This is a genomic window from Psychrobacter sp. DWR1-2-3 (assembly GCF_049896465.1).
Lineage (GTDB): Bacteria > Pseudomonadota > Gammaproteobacteria > Pseudomonadales > Moraxellaceae > Psychrobacter > Psychrobacter maritimus.
Map to the genome: position 1 here is coordinate 407,361 of NZ_JAFCUJ010000002.1, position 16,069 is coordinate 423,429.

At 45.1% G+C, this 16,069-nt stretch carries 12 protein-coding genes and 1 pseudogene; 11 read left to right on the top strand and 2 right to left on the bottom strand.

From position 1 onward, the window contains the following. The first annotated feature begins 70 nt into the window (after window positions 1–70). Both ACP7AA_RS04880 and ACP7AA_RS04885 read left to right on the top strand, forming a co-directional pair. Complete coding sequence (locus ACP7AA_RS04880; RefSeq protein WP_201618523.1) at window positions 71–1,336, top strand: MFS transporter; 1,266 nt, start codon at window positions 71–73, stop codon at window positions 1,334–1,336. Between the two features lie 141 nt (window positions 1,337–1,477). After that, entirely contained in the window at window positions 1,478–2,323 is an 846-nt protein-coding gene (locus ACP7AA_RS04885; protein ID WP_201618525.1) for an IclR family transcriptional regulator, read from the top strand. A gap of 104 nt (window positions 2,324–2,427) precedes the next feature. Here ACP7AA_RS04885 and ACP7AA_RS04890 read toward each other — a convergent pair whose 3' ends face one another. Beyond that, a complete protein-coding gene (locus tag ACP7AA_RS04890; protein ID WP_426222793.1) occupies window positions 2,428–3,015 on the bottom strand; it encodes a rhodanese-like domain-containing protein in 588 nt (195 codons plus the stop codon). Between the two features lie 127 nt (window positions 3,016–3,142). Between ACP7AA_RS04890 and ACP7AA_RS04895 the strand changes: the two genes are divergently transcribed. From ACP7AA_RS04895 to ACP7AA_RS04910, 4 genes and pseudogenes are all read left to right on the top strand, one after another. Next, window positions 3,143–4,543 (top strand): cytochrome c, encoded by a 1,401-nt coding sequence (locus ACP7AA_RS04895; protein ID WP_201618527.1) that lies wholly within the window; start codon window positions 3,143–3,145, stop codon window positions 4,541–4,543. A gap of 89 nt (window positions 4,544–4,632) precedes the next feature. Further along, window positions 4,633–5,938: pseudogene (locus ACP7AA_RS04900) on the top strand (flavin monoamine oxidase family protein). 72 nt (window positions 5,939–6,010) lie between these two features. Then, on the top strand, window positions 6,011–6,682 hold the full coding sequence (locus ACP7AA_RS04905; RefSeq protein WP_201618528.1) for a c-type cytochrome: 672 nt from the start codon (window positions 6,011–6,013) through the stop codon (window positions 6,680–6,682). Window positions 6,683–6,756: 74 nt separating this feature from the next. Then, the gene (locus ACP7AA_RS04910) at window positions 6,757–7,458 is read left to right on the top strand and encodes a DUF1003 domain-containing protein (RefSeq protein ID WP_201618684.1); all 702 of its coding nucleotides are present in this window, start codon (window positions 6,757–6,759) and stop codon (window positions 7,456–7,458) included. Between the two features lie 17 nt (window positions 7,459–7,475). Here ACP7AA_RS04910 and ACP7AA_RS04915 read toward each other — a convergent pair whose 3' ends face one another. Continuing rightward, window positions 7,476–8,240, bottom strand: a complete 765-nt coding sequence (locus tag ACP7AA_RS04915; protein WP_227670333.1) for a UTRA domain-containing protein — start codon at window positions 8,238–8,240, stop codon at window positions 7,476–7,478. Window positions 8,241–8,524: 284 nt separating this feature from the next. Between ACP7AA_RS04915 and hutU the strand changes: the two genes are divergently transcribed. The 5 genes from hutU to hutI all read left to right on the top strand — a co-directional run bounded on the left by hutU (window position 8,525) and on the right by hutI (window position 15,929). Continuing rightward, entirely contained in the window at window positions 8,525–10,258 is a 1,734-nt protein-coding gene (hutU, locus tag ACP7AA_RS04920) for a urocanate hydratase (RefSeq protein WP_201618530.1), read from the top strand. 69 nt (window positions 10,259–10,327) lie between these two features. Then, window positions 10,328–11,719 (top strand): YjiH family protein, encoded by a 1,392-nt coding sequence (locus ACP7AA_RS04925; RefSeq protein WP_265089001.1) that lies wholly within the window; start codon window positions 10,328–10,330, stop codon window positions 11,717–11,719. Between the two features lie 84 nt (window positions 11,720–11,803). Next, window positions 11,804–13,366, top strand: a complete 1,563-nt coding sequence (gene hutH / locus ACP7AA_RS04930) for a histidine ammonia-lyase (protein WP_201618531.1) — start codon at window positions 11,804–11,806, stop codon at window positions 13,364–13,366. A 103-nt stretch (window positions 13,367–13,469) separates the two neighbouring features. Continuing rightward, window positions 13,470–14,594: a formimidoylglutamase gene (locus ACP7AA_RS04935; RefSeq protein ID WP_201618532.1), complete on the top strand. Its 1,125-nt coding sequence runs from the start codon at window positions 13,470–13,472 to the stop codon at window positions 14,592–14,594. Between the two features lie 24 nt (window positions 14,595–14,618). Further along, window positions 14,619–15,929, top strand: a complete 1,311-nt coding sequence (gene hutI, locus ACP7AA_RS04940; RefSeq protein WP_201618533.1) for an imidazolonepropionase — start codon at window positions 14,619–14,621, stop codon at window positions 15,927–15,929. Window positions 15,930–16,069 lie beyond the last annotated feature (140 nt).

Consider the following 16,069-nt stretch of genomic DNA (forward strand, 5'->3'; position numbering starts at 1 on the left):
ATACCTGAGTAACGTCACTATACCCATATGCTCATAGTCTTTTACTCTCACAACAATAAGGATATAAATTGTGAAAAGTGCCGCTATAATTTCAAATCCGAGCTTAATTCCTGTGCAAAAACAGCCTTGGAAATTGGCCTTCTTTTTTTGTTTTCTCGTTTTATTATGTGATGGAGCCGATATTGGTATTCTCGCCTTTACACTTTCAAGTATAAAGCTAGAATTTGGGTTGACCAATGTACAAGCGGGTGCTTTAGGCAGTTGGTCCTTATTTGGCATGGCCATCGGTGGGTTTTTCGGTGGTTGGGCCTGTGACCGTTTTGGACGAGTGCGTGTGATCGTGCTTGCGACAGCGCTCTTCTCCCTTCTATCTGGCTTTAGTGGATTTGTGCAAAGCTATGAGCAGTTTGTAGCATTAAGATTCACCGCTTGTTTGGGTCTTGGCAGCTTATACATTGCCACCAATACCTTGATGTCTGAGATGGTACCTACCAAACATCGAACGACGGTACTTGCCGCATTGATGACAGGCTTTACCTTAGGGTCTTTGGTTATCACCAGCATCTCAGCTTGGATTATTCCAAGTTATGGTTGGCGCACACTATACCTGTTAACGTTTGTACCTATTATTCTATCGATAGCCATGTATTTTCTTATACCTGAACCAAATTCTTGGAAAGCGGCACGTGCTCTTAAACTCAGTGGTGCAAAAGATTCGCTACAAAAACCTGAAAATCCTTATAAAGCCATATTTGAAAATCCCAAACATCGCATCATGTTCATCTTATGGTCAATGAGTTCAGGTCTTTTACTATTTGGCTATTTCGGAGTCAGCAACTGGCTACCTTCTTACCTAGAAACTGAATTGGGTATCAAATTTAAAGAGATGGCGCTATATATGGCGGGCACTTATCTGACCATGATGTTTGCAAAAGTTGTGGCAGGTCTAGTAGCTGATAAAATTGGGCGTAAAATAGTCTTTGCATTCGGTACTATGGGTACGGCGCTCTTTATTCCAGTATTGGTATATTTCCATACCCCTGAAAACATCGGTTGGCTCATGTTAACCTTTGGTTTCTTATACGGCATCCCTTATGCTATCAATGCCACCTATTTAACAGAAAGTTTTCCTACTGCTATTCGAGGTACTGCTATTGGCGGGGCATTCAATATCGGACGCTTGGGTTCGGTTATTGCGCCCGTCGCCATTGGTTATATGGCCATGCAAAACTCTATCGGCGCAGGTTTGTTGCTGATGGCAGGCGCGTACTTCTTATGTGGTCTTATCCCAACCTTGTTTATTAAAGAACAACAGTACGACCCACAAAAGGCGTAATATTACTCAATATATATACCGCATAGCGAAATAGCTTATAATAACTGTGTTAAGAATTTAATGGCATCTTTAATATAGTATGAATAAAGATGCCGACTACTATCATATTTATATTAACTTGATTGAGATTAAAAATAATATATGACAACTAAAAACCTTATGGATGAAGGCACTAACAATACACCGCATATTGAATTGCTAGAGCCCATTGCAGAGATGAGAGATCAAAATGACAGGCAATTTGTTACCGCTTTGGCTCGAGGACTGGAGCTGCTGCGTTGTTTTACCCCGCAGCGTCCTTATCTTGGTAACCAAGACTTAAGCCAATTAACAGGGCTTCCGAAAGGCACAATCACGCGTCTCACTTATACCTTAGTCAAGTTAGGATATTTAAAGCAATCGACGAACAGTAGTAAATATCAACTCTCTGTAGGTGTGTTGGGATTTGGCTATACAATGATGGCGAATATCTCTATCAATAATTTGGTCACGCCGTACATGGAAGAGCTGGCAGATTATGCTAACAGTGCCGTTGCTATGGCAACTCGTGATCGCCTTACGATGGTATATCTCAATGTCGTGCAAGGCTCAAGCACCACTACGATGCGGCGCAATGTCGGCTCGTACTTACCTATTCATTTAAGCTCAATGGGAAGAGCCTGTTTGGCCAGTATGCCGCAAGCGGAGCAAGAGTTTATTCTTGATGCTATTCGTACTAAGCATAAAGATGATTGGCTAAAAATTAGGCGAGGACTGGACAAAGCCTTTAAAGATTATGATGATTATGGGTACTGTTTCTCGATTAGTGAATGGCAAAAAGACGTCAATGCAGTTGCCACGGCATTGATGCATCCGACTGAAGGTCTACTGACCTTTAATTGCGGCGCACCAAACTTTGTCCTTAGCCGTGACAAACTCGAGGAAGATATCGCCCCGCGTCTGTTGCATATGAGAAACAGTATTGAAGACAACCTTTATATCAGCTAAGACGGCACAATTGGTTGTTAATTGGCTATGGATTCAGTGATTATGGTCGCGTATATTTAATATCCCTATTCAATTTGCAATAAATATATAAACTACAATTTATATCAATCATGCCCTGCTTTCCATGCACCCATAGAGCCGAGATAAATATCAATATTATCGAACCCTCGGCTTACTAGCCAACCAGCGGCTACCGTCGCCCGCGCGCCACTGGCACACATCAAAGTATAGTGATGATTTTTATCAAGTTCGTGCCAGCGCTCGTTCAGTTGACCGACATAAATATGCCGTGACCCTTCAATCGCTGTGGCAAGCTGCTCTTCATCTGAAGCAATCAGCACCATACTTTCCCCTTCACGAATGAACCAGCCCGCAAAAGCAGATATCATGCCGACAGGCAAACTCATTGACCGCGGAAAATGACCAGCAGCATACGCCATCGGCTCGCGAATATCGATCAGATGGTCAGCCGTGCAGCTTTGAAGTTGCTTTAGCGACAGATGACACGGGCGCATCACTGGCGGTGGCGCATCACCACCTTCCATATTGAGCCGCTCCATCAGCCTAAAATACGGCGGCTGATAATGGTTCTCACTGACTTTAAATTGAATGAATGCCTCGCGATCCGTCATCTGTAAACGTGGGTTATTCACTCTCTCATGGCCGACAGTAGAAAACTCGCGTTCTGCCATGCCAGAGCCGCACACAGATCCAGCACCATGAGCGGGATATATAATCGCCTGATCCCCCAGCGCCAGTATTTTTTGTAGTGAATCATACAATTGACAGGCATTATTTGCTTAGGGTTATAAGGATATTATGAAGCCACTTTCTATCACGATGTCAGCATTGGCATTTAGCTTGATGTTTAGCGCGACCTACAGCCCTGATTCGAGCGCTGCTATGGCTAAAGATATCGACCCTTCTATAACTGACTTGCCTCCTAGAATTAGCTTGCCTAATGTCAGCCCATCTAACAGCGATTTAGCCAATCGCGGCGCTTATGTGGCGCGAACTGCCGACTGTATGGCTTGCCACCGCGAGGATTACAGCGGCGGCGTGGCCATCGAAACGCCTATCGGCAATATTTATTCGACCAATATCACGCCGTCCAAGCGCTATGGCATTGGCAATTATACTGAAGCTGACCTTAAGAAAGCACTACGCAAAGGTCGTGCTCTAGGTCATCAGCTGTATCCCGCTATGCCCTATCCGTCTTATCACGGTATGAGCGATGCTGATATCAGTGCCTTATTTGCTTATTTTCAGACTGTTCCTATCGTCGACAAACCACCTAAAAAAACAACTCATCTACCTTTCCCTTTAAACATTCGCAGCTTAATGCTGGCTTGGAATCTTATCAATGTGCCCGCTACTGAGAATCGTGATGATCTGACGCCAATACAGCAGCGCGGCGAGTACCTGGTTAATAACCTAGAGCACTGCGGTACCTGCCATACGCCGCGCAATCTCACCCAAGGTCTTGATAACGCTCGCTATCTCTCTGGTGCGCCACTCGGTAAATGGTTCGCGCCTAACATCACTCCTGATAATGAGACTGGCATAGGGCGTTGGAGTGAGCGCGACATCGTCATCTATTTGCGGACGGGCAAGCTCGATAAACGGGCTTATGCAGGTGGTCCTATGGCAGAAGCGGTTGCTCATAGTACGCGTTATCTTACTGATGCAGATTTGAGCGCAATGGCCAATTATCTAAAAGTCGTACCCGCCATTAAGACGGATGATTATTTGATACCCGTCAACGTTGCAAAGCTGCCAAATCCTATCAGCCCTTCTATTACTTATAACTTACTTGAGCAAAAAGACCATCTGGCCGAGGCAAAAGCCAATGCGACCCTTGCTACTAGTAGCGTAAGCACCAGCTCTATTAATAGTAGCGATTCGCCAAAATCTTTATATCTCACTCACTGCGCTAGTTGTCATGGCGTTGACGGTTATGCGCAGCCTGATGCCCGTTATGCATCCATCGTTGGCTTAAGTAGCATTCGCCGTGCTAAGCCTGACGCGCTTATTGGCGTGATTGCTTTTGGCGCAAAAGGCGCTTTTAACACGGCACCCAAAATGCCCGGTTTTAAGAAAGACTTAAGCCATGCACAGATAGCCAGTATTGCCAATTATGTACGCGTCAATTTCGGCGGTTTACCTAGTAGCGAAGTCACTGCTGCAGAGGTTAAACGCATAATCAAAGAGAAAAGCTAAACCTATAGAAACCTAAACCTATAGAAACCTAAACCTCCTGAATTTCTCATTGCGTTACTACTTATGATAAGCCCGATAAGGATGATTAAATGAAAGACTTGCTGCCCTCCCCGACACGGCGACAACTGCTCGCCATGATAGGTAAAACCGCTGGCGCAACCGCTATGTATCAAGCGATGACTGCATTAGGTTTCGCCTCCGAGTCGAGCTTTAAACAAGAGATAGAGCTGAAAGGCGCACCTGCTGGCGCTAGCATCGTTATCCTTGGTGCAGGATTGGGCGGGCTTACAGCAGCTTACGAGTTACGTAAAGCAGGTTATAAAGTGACGGTACTTGAATACCAAAATCGTGGTGGCGGACGCAGTTGGACATTAAATAGCGGCGATAAATATACCGAGCTTGGCGGTGAGGAAGTCACTTGCGACTTTAAAAAAGGCAATTACTTCAACGGTGGACCTTGGCGATTGCCCGTGCATCACTATGCGGTGTTTCATTATTGCAAAAAGTTTAATGTCGCCCTGCAACCATTTATCCAAACCAGTGACCGCGCCTATTTGCACCGTACCAATCATTTTAATGGTGCGCCGCAGCGCTTGGGTGAAGTGCAAAGCAATATTCGCGGCTATGTGTCTGAGCTATTATCCAAAGCCGTCAATAAAGGCCGCCTAGATGATACCGTTATTCAAGAGGATAAAGAAAAACTATTAGAAGGTCTTAAAGGTTGGGGTGTGCTGGATAATAATTATCGTTAATTCTAAGAGCAGTAATTCTGAAGGTAGCACTAAAAGCATTCGCGCTGATTGGTGTATTTGCACGATTCCGCTGTCAGTATTGACGCAAATTGATATCAATGTCTCAGAGCCGATGAAGCAAGCGATGGCGGCTGTCCCTTACGATAGCTCCTTTAAAGTCGGGCTTGAGTTTAAACGGCGCTTTTGGGAGGAGGACGAATGGATTTATGGCGGCATCACTTATACTGATCTACCGATTACCCAAATCTCTTATCCTTCACAAGATTTATTTACCTCAGGGTCGGGCGTGTTACTTGGCGCTTATGGCTTTGGCGAAGCGTCTTATAAGTTTAACTCCTTAACGCCAAAAGAGCGCATTCATGCCGCGTTAGAGTATGGCAAACGCATCCATCCGCAATATACCAAAGAGTTTCGCTCGGGTACCTCAGTCGCTTGGCATCGTATCCCTTGGTCACTTGGCTGCTATGGGCTTTGGAGTGAGTCAAGCCGCGAGCAATATTACGATACGTTATGTGCCATCGACCACCGAACTGTATTAGCAGGCGAACACTGCTCGCACATTCCTGCTTGGCAAGAAGGCGCCATACTCTCGGGTCTAGATGCCGCCAAACGCTTACATCAAAAAGCCAAAAAACTAGGCTAGTTTAATAAACAACTTTTAAAATCATTGGTTAGCAGACAGTATTTAATCGGTATAAAATTAAGGTAAGCAGGCATGATAAAAGTAAAATCAAAGCATTTAAACTTATATAAGTCATCTCACTTGCTGGTTATCTTAATGATGAGTGGCACGGCTTTTATATCAGGCTGTAGTCAACATACTAAAAGCAGCGCTCCCACCATTGCTAGCCTGCAAGCAACGGCAATGGTCTTGGATGACAGTTTTGACAATCAGGCCAGCCGTAATAATGGTGCTTGGGGCGCGGTTTATATGTCCAAAGAAGAACTTACTCGCCCATCCATGAATATTGTCGATGTCAGCTCGATAGCAAAGATGAGTGATGCTGCGAATTTCAAAAAGTGGCTGACCAAATTTGAAGGCAGCGCCCAAGGTAAAACAGGGTGTTTTAGTAATGATGGCAAAAAACTTTACGACGACTCTTGCGCAGGCTGCCATATGTCTAAAGGCGAAGGCGCACAAGGAGCGGGTTACTATCCGCCACTCGCGAACAACAGCAAAATGCAGTCTAAATATTACATTATTAGCGTCGTCATCAATGGCTTGCGCGGTATGCCCTCATTTCATAGCATGATGAATGATGAGCAAATCGCAGCGGTCACTCAATATGTACACAGTGATTTAAATGGTTTTACAGATAAAGTGACTGCTGCCAATGTCGCGCAGCTGCGTCATGACTTCCCGCCGGGTGCAGACCCTAGTGAATAATTTTATTATAAAAAATGGTTTTATTGTAAAAACAGCTTCATTAAAGGAATATAGCGATGAAAGGGAATATGGCGATGAATAAAAAAAGTGGCGTTTATCACTGTATTGTCTGCGGACAAAATTATCCTATAAAAGCCCTTACCCCTATAGGCACCATACGACAAGCAATTACAGAAGAGATTTTACATGATTTCCCTGAATGCTTACCTACAGATTATATTTGCCAAACAGATTTAAGTAAGTATCGAATGCAGTATGTGCACTCATCGCTAACGTCTGAAAAAGGTGAGGTGACCGTTCTTGAATCTGAATTGATTAAAAGCATGCAACAGCATGAACTCATCACCAAAAATATTGATAAGACTCTAGAGCAAAAATGGACTTTCGGTGAACGATTGGCAGATAAAATTGCAACATTTGGTGGTAGTTGGTCATTTCTCATCTGTTTTGCTATTTTTCTAGCCATTTGGATCATCGTCAATACTGTGGTGATGGTCGCCCGTCCTGCTGATCCCTACCCGTTTATTCTGTTGAATTTAATATTATCCTGTATCGCTGCCATTCAAGCACCTGTGATTATGATGAGCCAAAACAGGCAAGAAACCAAAGACCGGTTACGTTCAGAAAATGACTATCAAATTAACTTAAAAGCTGAGCTTGAAATCCAACACTTGCATGAAAAATTGGATCATCTTTTAATGCATCAATGGGATAGACTCGCTGAGATACAAGAAATACAACTCGACTTATTATCTGAAATGAGCAAAAAGCAATAGGACAACCTCAATAAAAGCTATAACTCTCCCGAGAATTGATAACGATCGCCTGCATGCCACATCTTCACAAAGGTCAATACTTGACCAGCCGAATAAGTCTGACGACACAATACTAACGTCGGTGACTGCGGGGCAATCTGTAGTGCATCAGCAATCTCATCAGGCGCTGCTAAAGCTCGGATAGTATAGCTACCACGCTCAAGCGGACTTTTAGCAATCAGATAATCGCTGGTATTTACCACACTAAAATCTTGCTCAATAAATTCTGGCACTTTTGCCGCATCGACCCAGCGCTCTTCAAACTGTATCGGCTGACCATCCGCAAAATGGATGATTTTTACTTCATATAAAATCGCTGCTACAGCGCTATTAGTATCACTATCAGTTTCATTTGCATTAGAAGAAAAGACTGCTTCATCAATATCAAACTTACCACGCATCTCATCATCTAACATGCTCGCGGTAATAGCGCGTTTGCTCAGCACTTGTGCCTGATAATCGCGATTGGCTGATTTTAAATCTTGAGCAATATTACGTACTTCTACAAAGGTATGATTAAAATGCTGCTGCGCGACAAATGTCCCCGACCCTTGCCGACGCTCTAATACTCGCTCCTCGCTTAGTTCTTTTAGGGCGCGGTTTACTGTCATTCGCGATACGCCAAACTCTTCTGCCAGCGCCATTTCGGTGGAGATAGCTGCGCCCGCCTGCCATTTTCCAGAATGAATATTATCTAAGATTGCGTTTTTAATCCGCTGATAGGCTGGAACTGTTTTTGTCATATCACGCTTCCCCTTTGTCATGCTTATCTTCAACCGTCGACTTCAACTATACAGGTATGCCGCTATAAAAGTGCTGACATAATATCATGACAATTATCATCATCACCATGAGAGCAGCCAATCGAATAAAGCAGTGTTATAAATAATTTGGCTACTGATGAAAAAACGCTTGCATGAAAAAATTATCTTTGATAATTTGTATATACAAATTAATAATACCACCAAATAATGCTGCCAACAAACGGCAACTAGCAAACTGTATAAACAATCACAAGGATTTGAGTATGACTACCGATAATGGATTGAGCAAAAACGCCACAAGCAACAATAATAAATTTACCCGCCGTGACGAGAGTCGCAATATCGCTGCGCCCACTGGTAGCACATTAAACTGCAAAAGTTGGCTGACCGAAGCGCCTTATCGCATGCTGCAAAATAACCTACACCCTGATGTGGCTGAAAACCCAAAAAGCTTAGTCGTGTATGGCGGTATCGGACGCGCAGCCCGTAACTGGGAAAGCTATGATCAAATCCTCGCGTCACTCAAAGAATTAGAAGACGATGAGACCTTATTGGTGCAATCTGGTAAGCCTGTTGGCGTCTTTCAAACTCATGAAAATGCGCCGCGCGTATTAATTGCCAACTCCAACCTTGTCCCGCGCTGGGCAACGTGGGAGCACTTCAATGAGCTAGATCGTAAAGACTTATTTATGTACGGTCAGATGACAGCAGGTAGCTGGATTTATATCGGCACTCAAGGCATCGTCCAAGGTACGTATGAGACTTTTGTCGAAGCTGGTCGTCAGCATTATGATGGCAGCTGGGCAGGACGTTGGATTTTGACCGCTGGTCTTGGCGGTATGGGTGGTGCTCAGCCATTAGCCGCGACCTTTGCTGGCGCGACTTCTCTAAACATCGAGTGCCAGCAGTCTAGTATTGATTTCCGTTTGCGTACGGGTTACGTCGATAAGCAAGCCGACAATCTTGACCATGCTTATGAGCTTATTAAACAACATACGGACGCGGGTGAAGCGGTCTCAATCGCCCTACTTGGTAATGCGGCAGACATCTTGCCTGAGATGGTCAAGCGTGCCAATGCAGGCGAGATAAAACCTGACTTGGTCACTGACCAAACCTCAGCTCATGATTTAATCAATGGCTATCTGCCAAGTGGCTGGACAGTTGAAGAGTGGAAAGCGGCACAAGAAAATCCAGACCAACACGCCACTTTAACCAAAGATGCCGCTGCGTCTTGTGCCGTACACGTACAGGCGATGCTAGACTTGCAAGCAATGGGGATTCCAACGACTGATTATGGTAACAACATTCGTCAAGTTGCCTTTGATGAAGGCATAAAAAATGCCTTTAATTTCCCAGGTTTTGTCCCTGCCTATATTCGTCCGCTGTTTTGTCAGGGTAAAGGGCCATTCCGCTGGGTAGCATTATCAGGCGATCCAGAAGATATCTACAAAACCGATCAAAAGATTAAAGAGCTGTTCCCTGAAAACCAGCACATTCATCGCTGGCTTGATATGGCAAAAGAGCGCATTCAGTTTCAAGGCTTGCCAGCGCGTATCTGCTGGTTAGGTCTTGGTGAACGTGATAAAGCAGGTCTTGCTTTTAACGAGATGGTCAAAAGCGGTGAATTAAAAGGTCCTATCGTTATCGGTCGTGACCATTTGGATACTGGCTCTGTTGCCAGCCCAAACCGCGAAACAGAAAGTATGAAAGATGGCTCAGATGCGGTGTCAGATTGGGCACTATTGAACGGCATGCTCAATGTCGCAGGCGGTGCCACTTGGGTATCATTGCATCATGGCGGTGGCGTAGGTATGGGGTACTCACAGCACTCAGGCATGGTCATCGTCGCTGATGGTACTGATGCGGCAGCCAAACGCTTGGCACGAGTATTAGTCAATGATTGTGGTTCTGGCGTTATGCGTCATGCAGATGCAGGCTACGAGCTAGCGATTAAAACTGCCAAAGATTATGGCTTAAAGCTACCGATGATTAAATAACTTGCCCTTGTCCTTACACGATATCAATCGACATAAGGACATCATCAATACTTTATCAAGGATGATAATATGTCTAACCAAGATCTTATGCCACCAGCTAGTCCAGTACCTGACCTACTACTAGGTATTCCAACACCTGATATGACGCCGCCTGAGAAGTTGCTATCAAAGCCTATGGCGCTGATACAGCTTATTGTATTTAGTGCCATTGGTCTGGTGATGTTTTTTGTTCCTTTTACCATTGGTGAGAAGAGCACAATTTTGTTCGATCACGGCGCAACTTATCTGGTCAATCAGCAACATACTTTATCTGTTATCTTACTGTTTATGCTGATGATATTTGGTGTAAGTAAGCCATTTATCGATGGCTCATGGCGCAAAAATATCACCCATAAAATCCTAACCGTTTTTAAAGTGCTGGGACTGGTATTAGCCGTGATGTATATCAGCGGTAACGCGCCCGCCTTTATGATGGAAAAGGATATGCTGCCGTTTCTGTTTGAAAAACTGGCGCTACCGGTTGGCATGATTGTCCCGCTTGGGGCGTTGATTCTGGCATTTTTAGTAGGCTTTGGCTTGCTTGAGATGGTTGGTGTGCTGATGCAACCGATTATGAAGCCTATCTGGAGAACACCTGGCGCATCAGCCATTGATGCGGTTGCTTCTTTCGTTGGTAGTTATTCGATTGGACTGTTAATTACCAATCGCGTTTATCTACAAAAGCAGTATTCTGCGCGTGAAGCTATCATTATCGCTACTGGCTTCTCTACAGTATCGGCAGCATTTATGGTGATTGTTGCTAAAACACTGGGGCTGATGGAATTTTGGAATCTGTTTTTTTGGTCAACGTTGGTGATTACTTTTATTGTCACCGCTATTACTGCCCGTATTCCACCGATTAGCCGTTTTGATAATGAGCTGGACCGTCCAAATTTAGACTACAAAAGAGGCACGCGTCTAAAAGCGGCGTATGAGCTGGGTTTATCCACCTCACGCCGTGCATCGGATTTTAAACAAATTCTATGGTCTAATTTTCGTGATGGTTTGACCATGGCAGCGGCTATTGTGCCTTCTATCATAGCCGTTGGACTCACTGGACTATTATTAGCCAAGTACACGCCGGTATTTGACGCTCTAGGGTTGCTACTATACCCATTTACATGGTTAGGCGGTTTGCCAGAGCCACTCGTCGCTGCCAAAGGTATGTCAGCAGGACTGGCTGAGATGTTCTTGCCCGCCTTATTGCTCAGTGAAGCGGATATGTTGACCCGTTATGTCGCCGGCGTCATCTCTATTAGTAGCGTGCTGTTCTTTTCTGCCATGATTCCTTGTGTACTGGCGACCGAAATTCCCATCTCTGTTGGCAAAATGGTCATCGTTTGGTTTCAGCGTGTGGCACTTAGTATCTTGTTAGCAGCAGCTTTTGGACATTTGGCGATGTCTCTTGGCTGGATAAGTTAAGAAAACTCAAATAACATCACTATATATAGTGTATAGACAACCAATAATATAATTAATATAGCACCTAAAGTTAGGATTACCCTTATGACTGATATCAAAAAAATAATACTACAGCCACGTCAATTAAGCTTTGAAATGCTGCGCGATATTTACGAGCGACCTGTTGTATTGACGCTACCTGACAGCGCTTATGAAGCGATAGATGCCTCACACGAAGATGTACGCACCATCATTGCGCGTGATAAGAGCGCTTATGGTATCAATACCGGTTTTGGCCTATTAGCAAAAACCCGTATCAGTGATGATCAGCTTGAGCTACTCCAGCGTAACCTTATCGTTTCTCACTCGGTGGGTACGGGTGAGGCGCTGCCAGACAATGTAGTTCGACTGATTATGGTGATGAAGGTTGCCAGTTTAGCGCAGGGCGTCTCTGGCGTCCGCCGCGTCGTGGTCGATAGCTTACTTGGCTTAATTAATAATCAAATTACCCCAAACATTCCTGCCAAAGGCTCCGTTGGGGCCTCTGGTGACTTAGCACCTTTATCGCATATGACGCTGGCGATGATGGGCGAAGGCGATGTCTATGTTGACGGCAAAAAAGTACCCGCTGCCGATGCGTTAGCGCAGCATGGTCTTGAGCCCATTACCCTAGCGGCCAAAGAAGGTCTTGCTCTTATTAACGGTACGCAGGTCTCAACGGCACTGGCATTGCGTGGTTATTTCTTAGCACGAGATTTACTCGAAACAGCCACCATCGTCGGCTCCATGTCTATTGATGCCGCCAAAGGCTCGGATGCCCCATTTGACGCACGTATTCATGAAGTGCGTGGTCATCATGGTCAAATAGAAATTGCCAAAGCGCATCGTCAGCTGATTAAAGGCAGTGCTATCCGCGCCTCCCATGATGGCGAGCAAGACGATAGAGTACAAGACCCTTATTGCTTACGTTGCCAGCCACAAGTCATGGGCGCTTGCCTTGATATCATCAACCAAGCAGGCAAGACTTTATTAATTGAATCTAATGCAGTAACTGATAACCCACTTATTTTTAACAACGATGATGGCCCTGTTGCTATCTCAGGTGGTAACTTCCATGCTGAGCCAGTTGCCTTTGCCGCAGATATCTTAGCCTTGGCGATTGCTGAGATTGGCTCTATGTCTGAGCGCCGTGTGGCTTTATTGATTGATGCAACCTTGTCAGGAGGCCTACCGCCATTCTTAGTTGATAATGCGGGGGTAAACTCAGGCTTTATGATTGCTCATGTGACGGCAGCGGCTCTGGCTTCAGAGAACAAGTCTATCGCCCATCCTGGCAGTGTCGATAGCATTCCAACCTCTGCCAACCAAGAAGATCATGTATCGATGGCCACTTATTGTGCACGACGCCTATATGAGATGGCGCAAAATACCGCCACCATTATCGGCATTGAGCTCTTGGCTGCTGGTCAAGGTATCGACTTCCATCGCGGACTAAATACCTCAGAGCCGTTACAGACAGCGCATCAGAAACTACGCGAGCAAGTGACTTTTTATGATAAAGATCGCTACCTAGCGCCTGATATTGAAGCAGCAAAGCAACTGGTATTAGATGGTTCGCTCACCGAATATTGGCAGTCATTGCGCAGCGATTGGTACGAGTCTAAATAGGAAAGTTTTATATATTTAAAACCCACTCTCAATTATCTAATTTTATTGGTGTAGACCATACTAAATTGAGAGTCAGGTTTTATATTATGAAAGGAGGTCAACAATGACAATAGCCGTTAGCCACACTGCAGCTGATATGAGTCGGTGGACAGGACGTGCAGAGCCGTTTGAGTCTGTGCGCGCCCGCTACTGGTATCAAATAGTGAAGCCTTATGCCTTTGATAGCACCAGTCAGCAAAACGGCCAGCGTATTGGGTTGGTTGGGTTCGCTTGTGACCAAGGCGTTAGACGTAATCAAGGACGCGTGGGTGCACGAGCTGCGCCGCCCTTGATTCGTCAGGCATTTGCGGCGCTGCCGGTCATCGCTGAGTTACAACAACGCTATGAGGGTCAACTGCCAACCCTGCTGGGTGATGCTGGTGATATCCATTGTCATGATAATGATGATTTTGCCGAGCGTACTCTGGAGCAAGCCCAAGTAAAGTATGCCGATAAGATTAACCATATTATCCAGCAAGGCGGTCTACCTATCGGGCTTGGTGGTGGTCATGCCATCGCTTATGGCAGCTTTTTAGGATTATGGCAGGCGCTGTCATCAAAAACCGATCAGCCTACTAATGACGTTAGCAATGTCAAAAACTATTTTGAAAATGATGTCGAAAGCAATGTTGAAAATAAGGCAAGCGCAATGCCTACCATCGGGATGATTAACTTTGATGCGCATCTAGATATTCGTCAATCTGATGTCGCCACGTCTGGTACGCCATTTCGTCAGATTGCCGAACACCTTGATAAACAAGGTCAGCCATTTAACTATTGCTGTATCGGCGTCAGTCGGTTTTCTAACACTGCCGCACTCTTTGACCGTGCTGAGCAGTTAGGCGTACACATTATCAGTGACGAAGATTGCACCAATAAGAAATGGAAAAAAATTGCTGCTCAAATAGAAGAATTTATCAACAACGTTGATGTGGTCTATTTAACCATTGATATGGATTGCTTGCCATCAAGTATCGTACCCGGTGTCAGCGCGCCAGCGGCCTATGGTATTAACTTGGCATTTGTTGAGCGCGCGGTCAAACGTATCATGGCGTCAGGCAAAGTAAAGATGGCTGATATTGCCGAGATTAACCCGACCTTTGATGTTGATGGACGCAGCTGTAAAGTCGCGGCTCGCCTCTTGGCGACTATTATCGAGCAGCATTTACTCATCACAGAAACGCACTAGCTTCAAAATAAGCAGGAGCACATCATGACTAATACTACAAATCCTACAGACCAAACGCCTATAAACAATTCTACCCTGACATCGTTTGACTACATCATCATCAATGCCAATCTCGCCACCTTTTCAGCGCTATACGGGTTTGATATTTATAGTGACAACCAAGAAAAAAGCACCCCTTATGGTCAATTAATGAACGCCGCTATCGGTATCAAAGATGGCAAAATTGCATGGGTTGGTACGCATGAGCAAATAAAGCCGCACCTAACCCACTATAAAAGCGATCAAATCAAAGACGTTGATGGCAACTGGATAACGCCCGGGCTTATCGACTGCCACACCCATATCGTTTATGGTGGTAACCGTAGCAATGAGTTCGAAGCGCGATTGCAAGGTGCCAGCTATCAAGATATCGCGGCACAAGGTGGCGGCATTGTCTCAACCGTTAGCGCCACCCGCGCAGCGAATGAGGAAGAATTGTTTGCGCAAAGTGAAAAACGTCTGCTCGCGCTCATTAAAGAAGGCGTAACCAGTATCGAAATCAAATCTGGCTATGGACTGGACTTAGAAACTGAACGCAAAATGCTAAAAGTCGCCCGAGCGCTCGGCGACAAACACAACATTCATGTTAGCACCACGTATTTAGCCGCCCATGCCCTACCGCCTGAATATAAAGACAATGCCGATGCATATATCGAGCAAGTTTGCCAGTGGTTGCCAATCTTGCATAGCGAGGGTTTGGTCGATGCGGTCGATGGCTTCTGCGAAAACATCGCCTTTACTGCTGAGCAAATTAAGCGCGTCTTTGAAGTCGCTCGTTCATTAGACTTGCCAGTGAAGTTGCATTCTGAGCAGTTATCAAATATAGGCGCCAGTGCTTTGGTAGCAGCATACGAAGGGCTATCAAGCGACCATCTTGAGCACTTAGTAGAAAACGATATTAAAAAAATGGCCGCAAGCAACACGGTAGCGGTGCTATTACCGGGCGCTTTTTATACGCTGCGTGATACTAAGTTGCCACCGATAGAAGCATTGCGTAAACACCAAGTTCCGATTGCCGTTTCAACCGATTGCAACCCCGGCACTTCGCCACTCACATCGCTGTTATTAGCGATGAATATGGGCTGTACCCTATTTTACTTAACCCCTGAAGAAGTGTTGGCAGGGACAACCGTTCATGCGGCACAAGCGTTAGGTCTCGCTAACAAAGGTAAAATAGAAGTGGGTTACGATGCTGATTTGGCATTATGGGACATCTCGCGCCCTGCTGACCTAGCTTATCAAATGGGGCTAAATCCTATTGCAGGTATTATGATTCAAGGTCAGTGGCATACCTAAGCGAAGTAATAACTGAACGCATAACATATTCTTAAAACCGTCGTTTAAAAACACAACAACCAATATACTTGCCTCTTTATCCTCCATAAACAGAGAAAAGGACATCAAGCATATTGGTTTTTTTGTTGAAGATTAAGAGG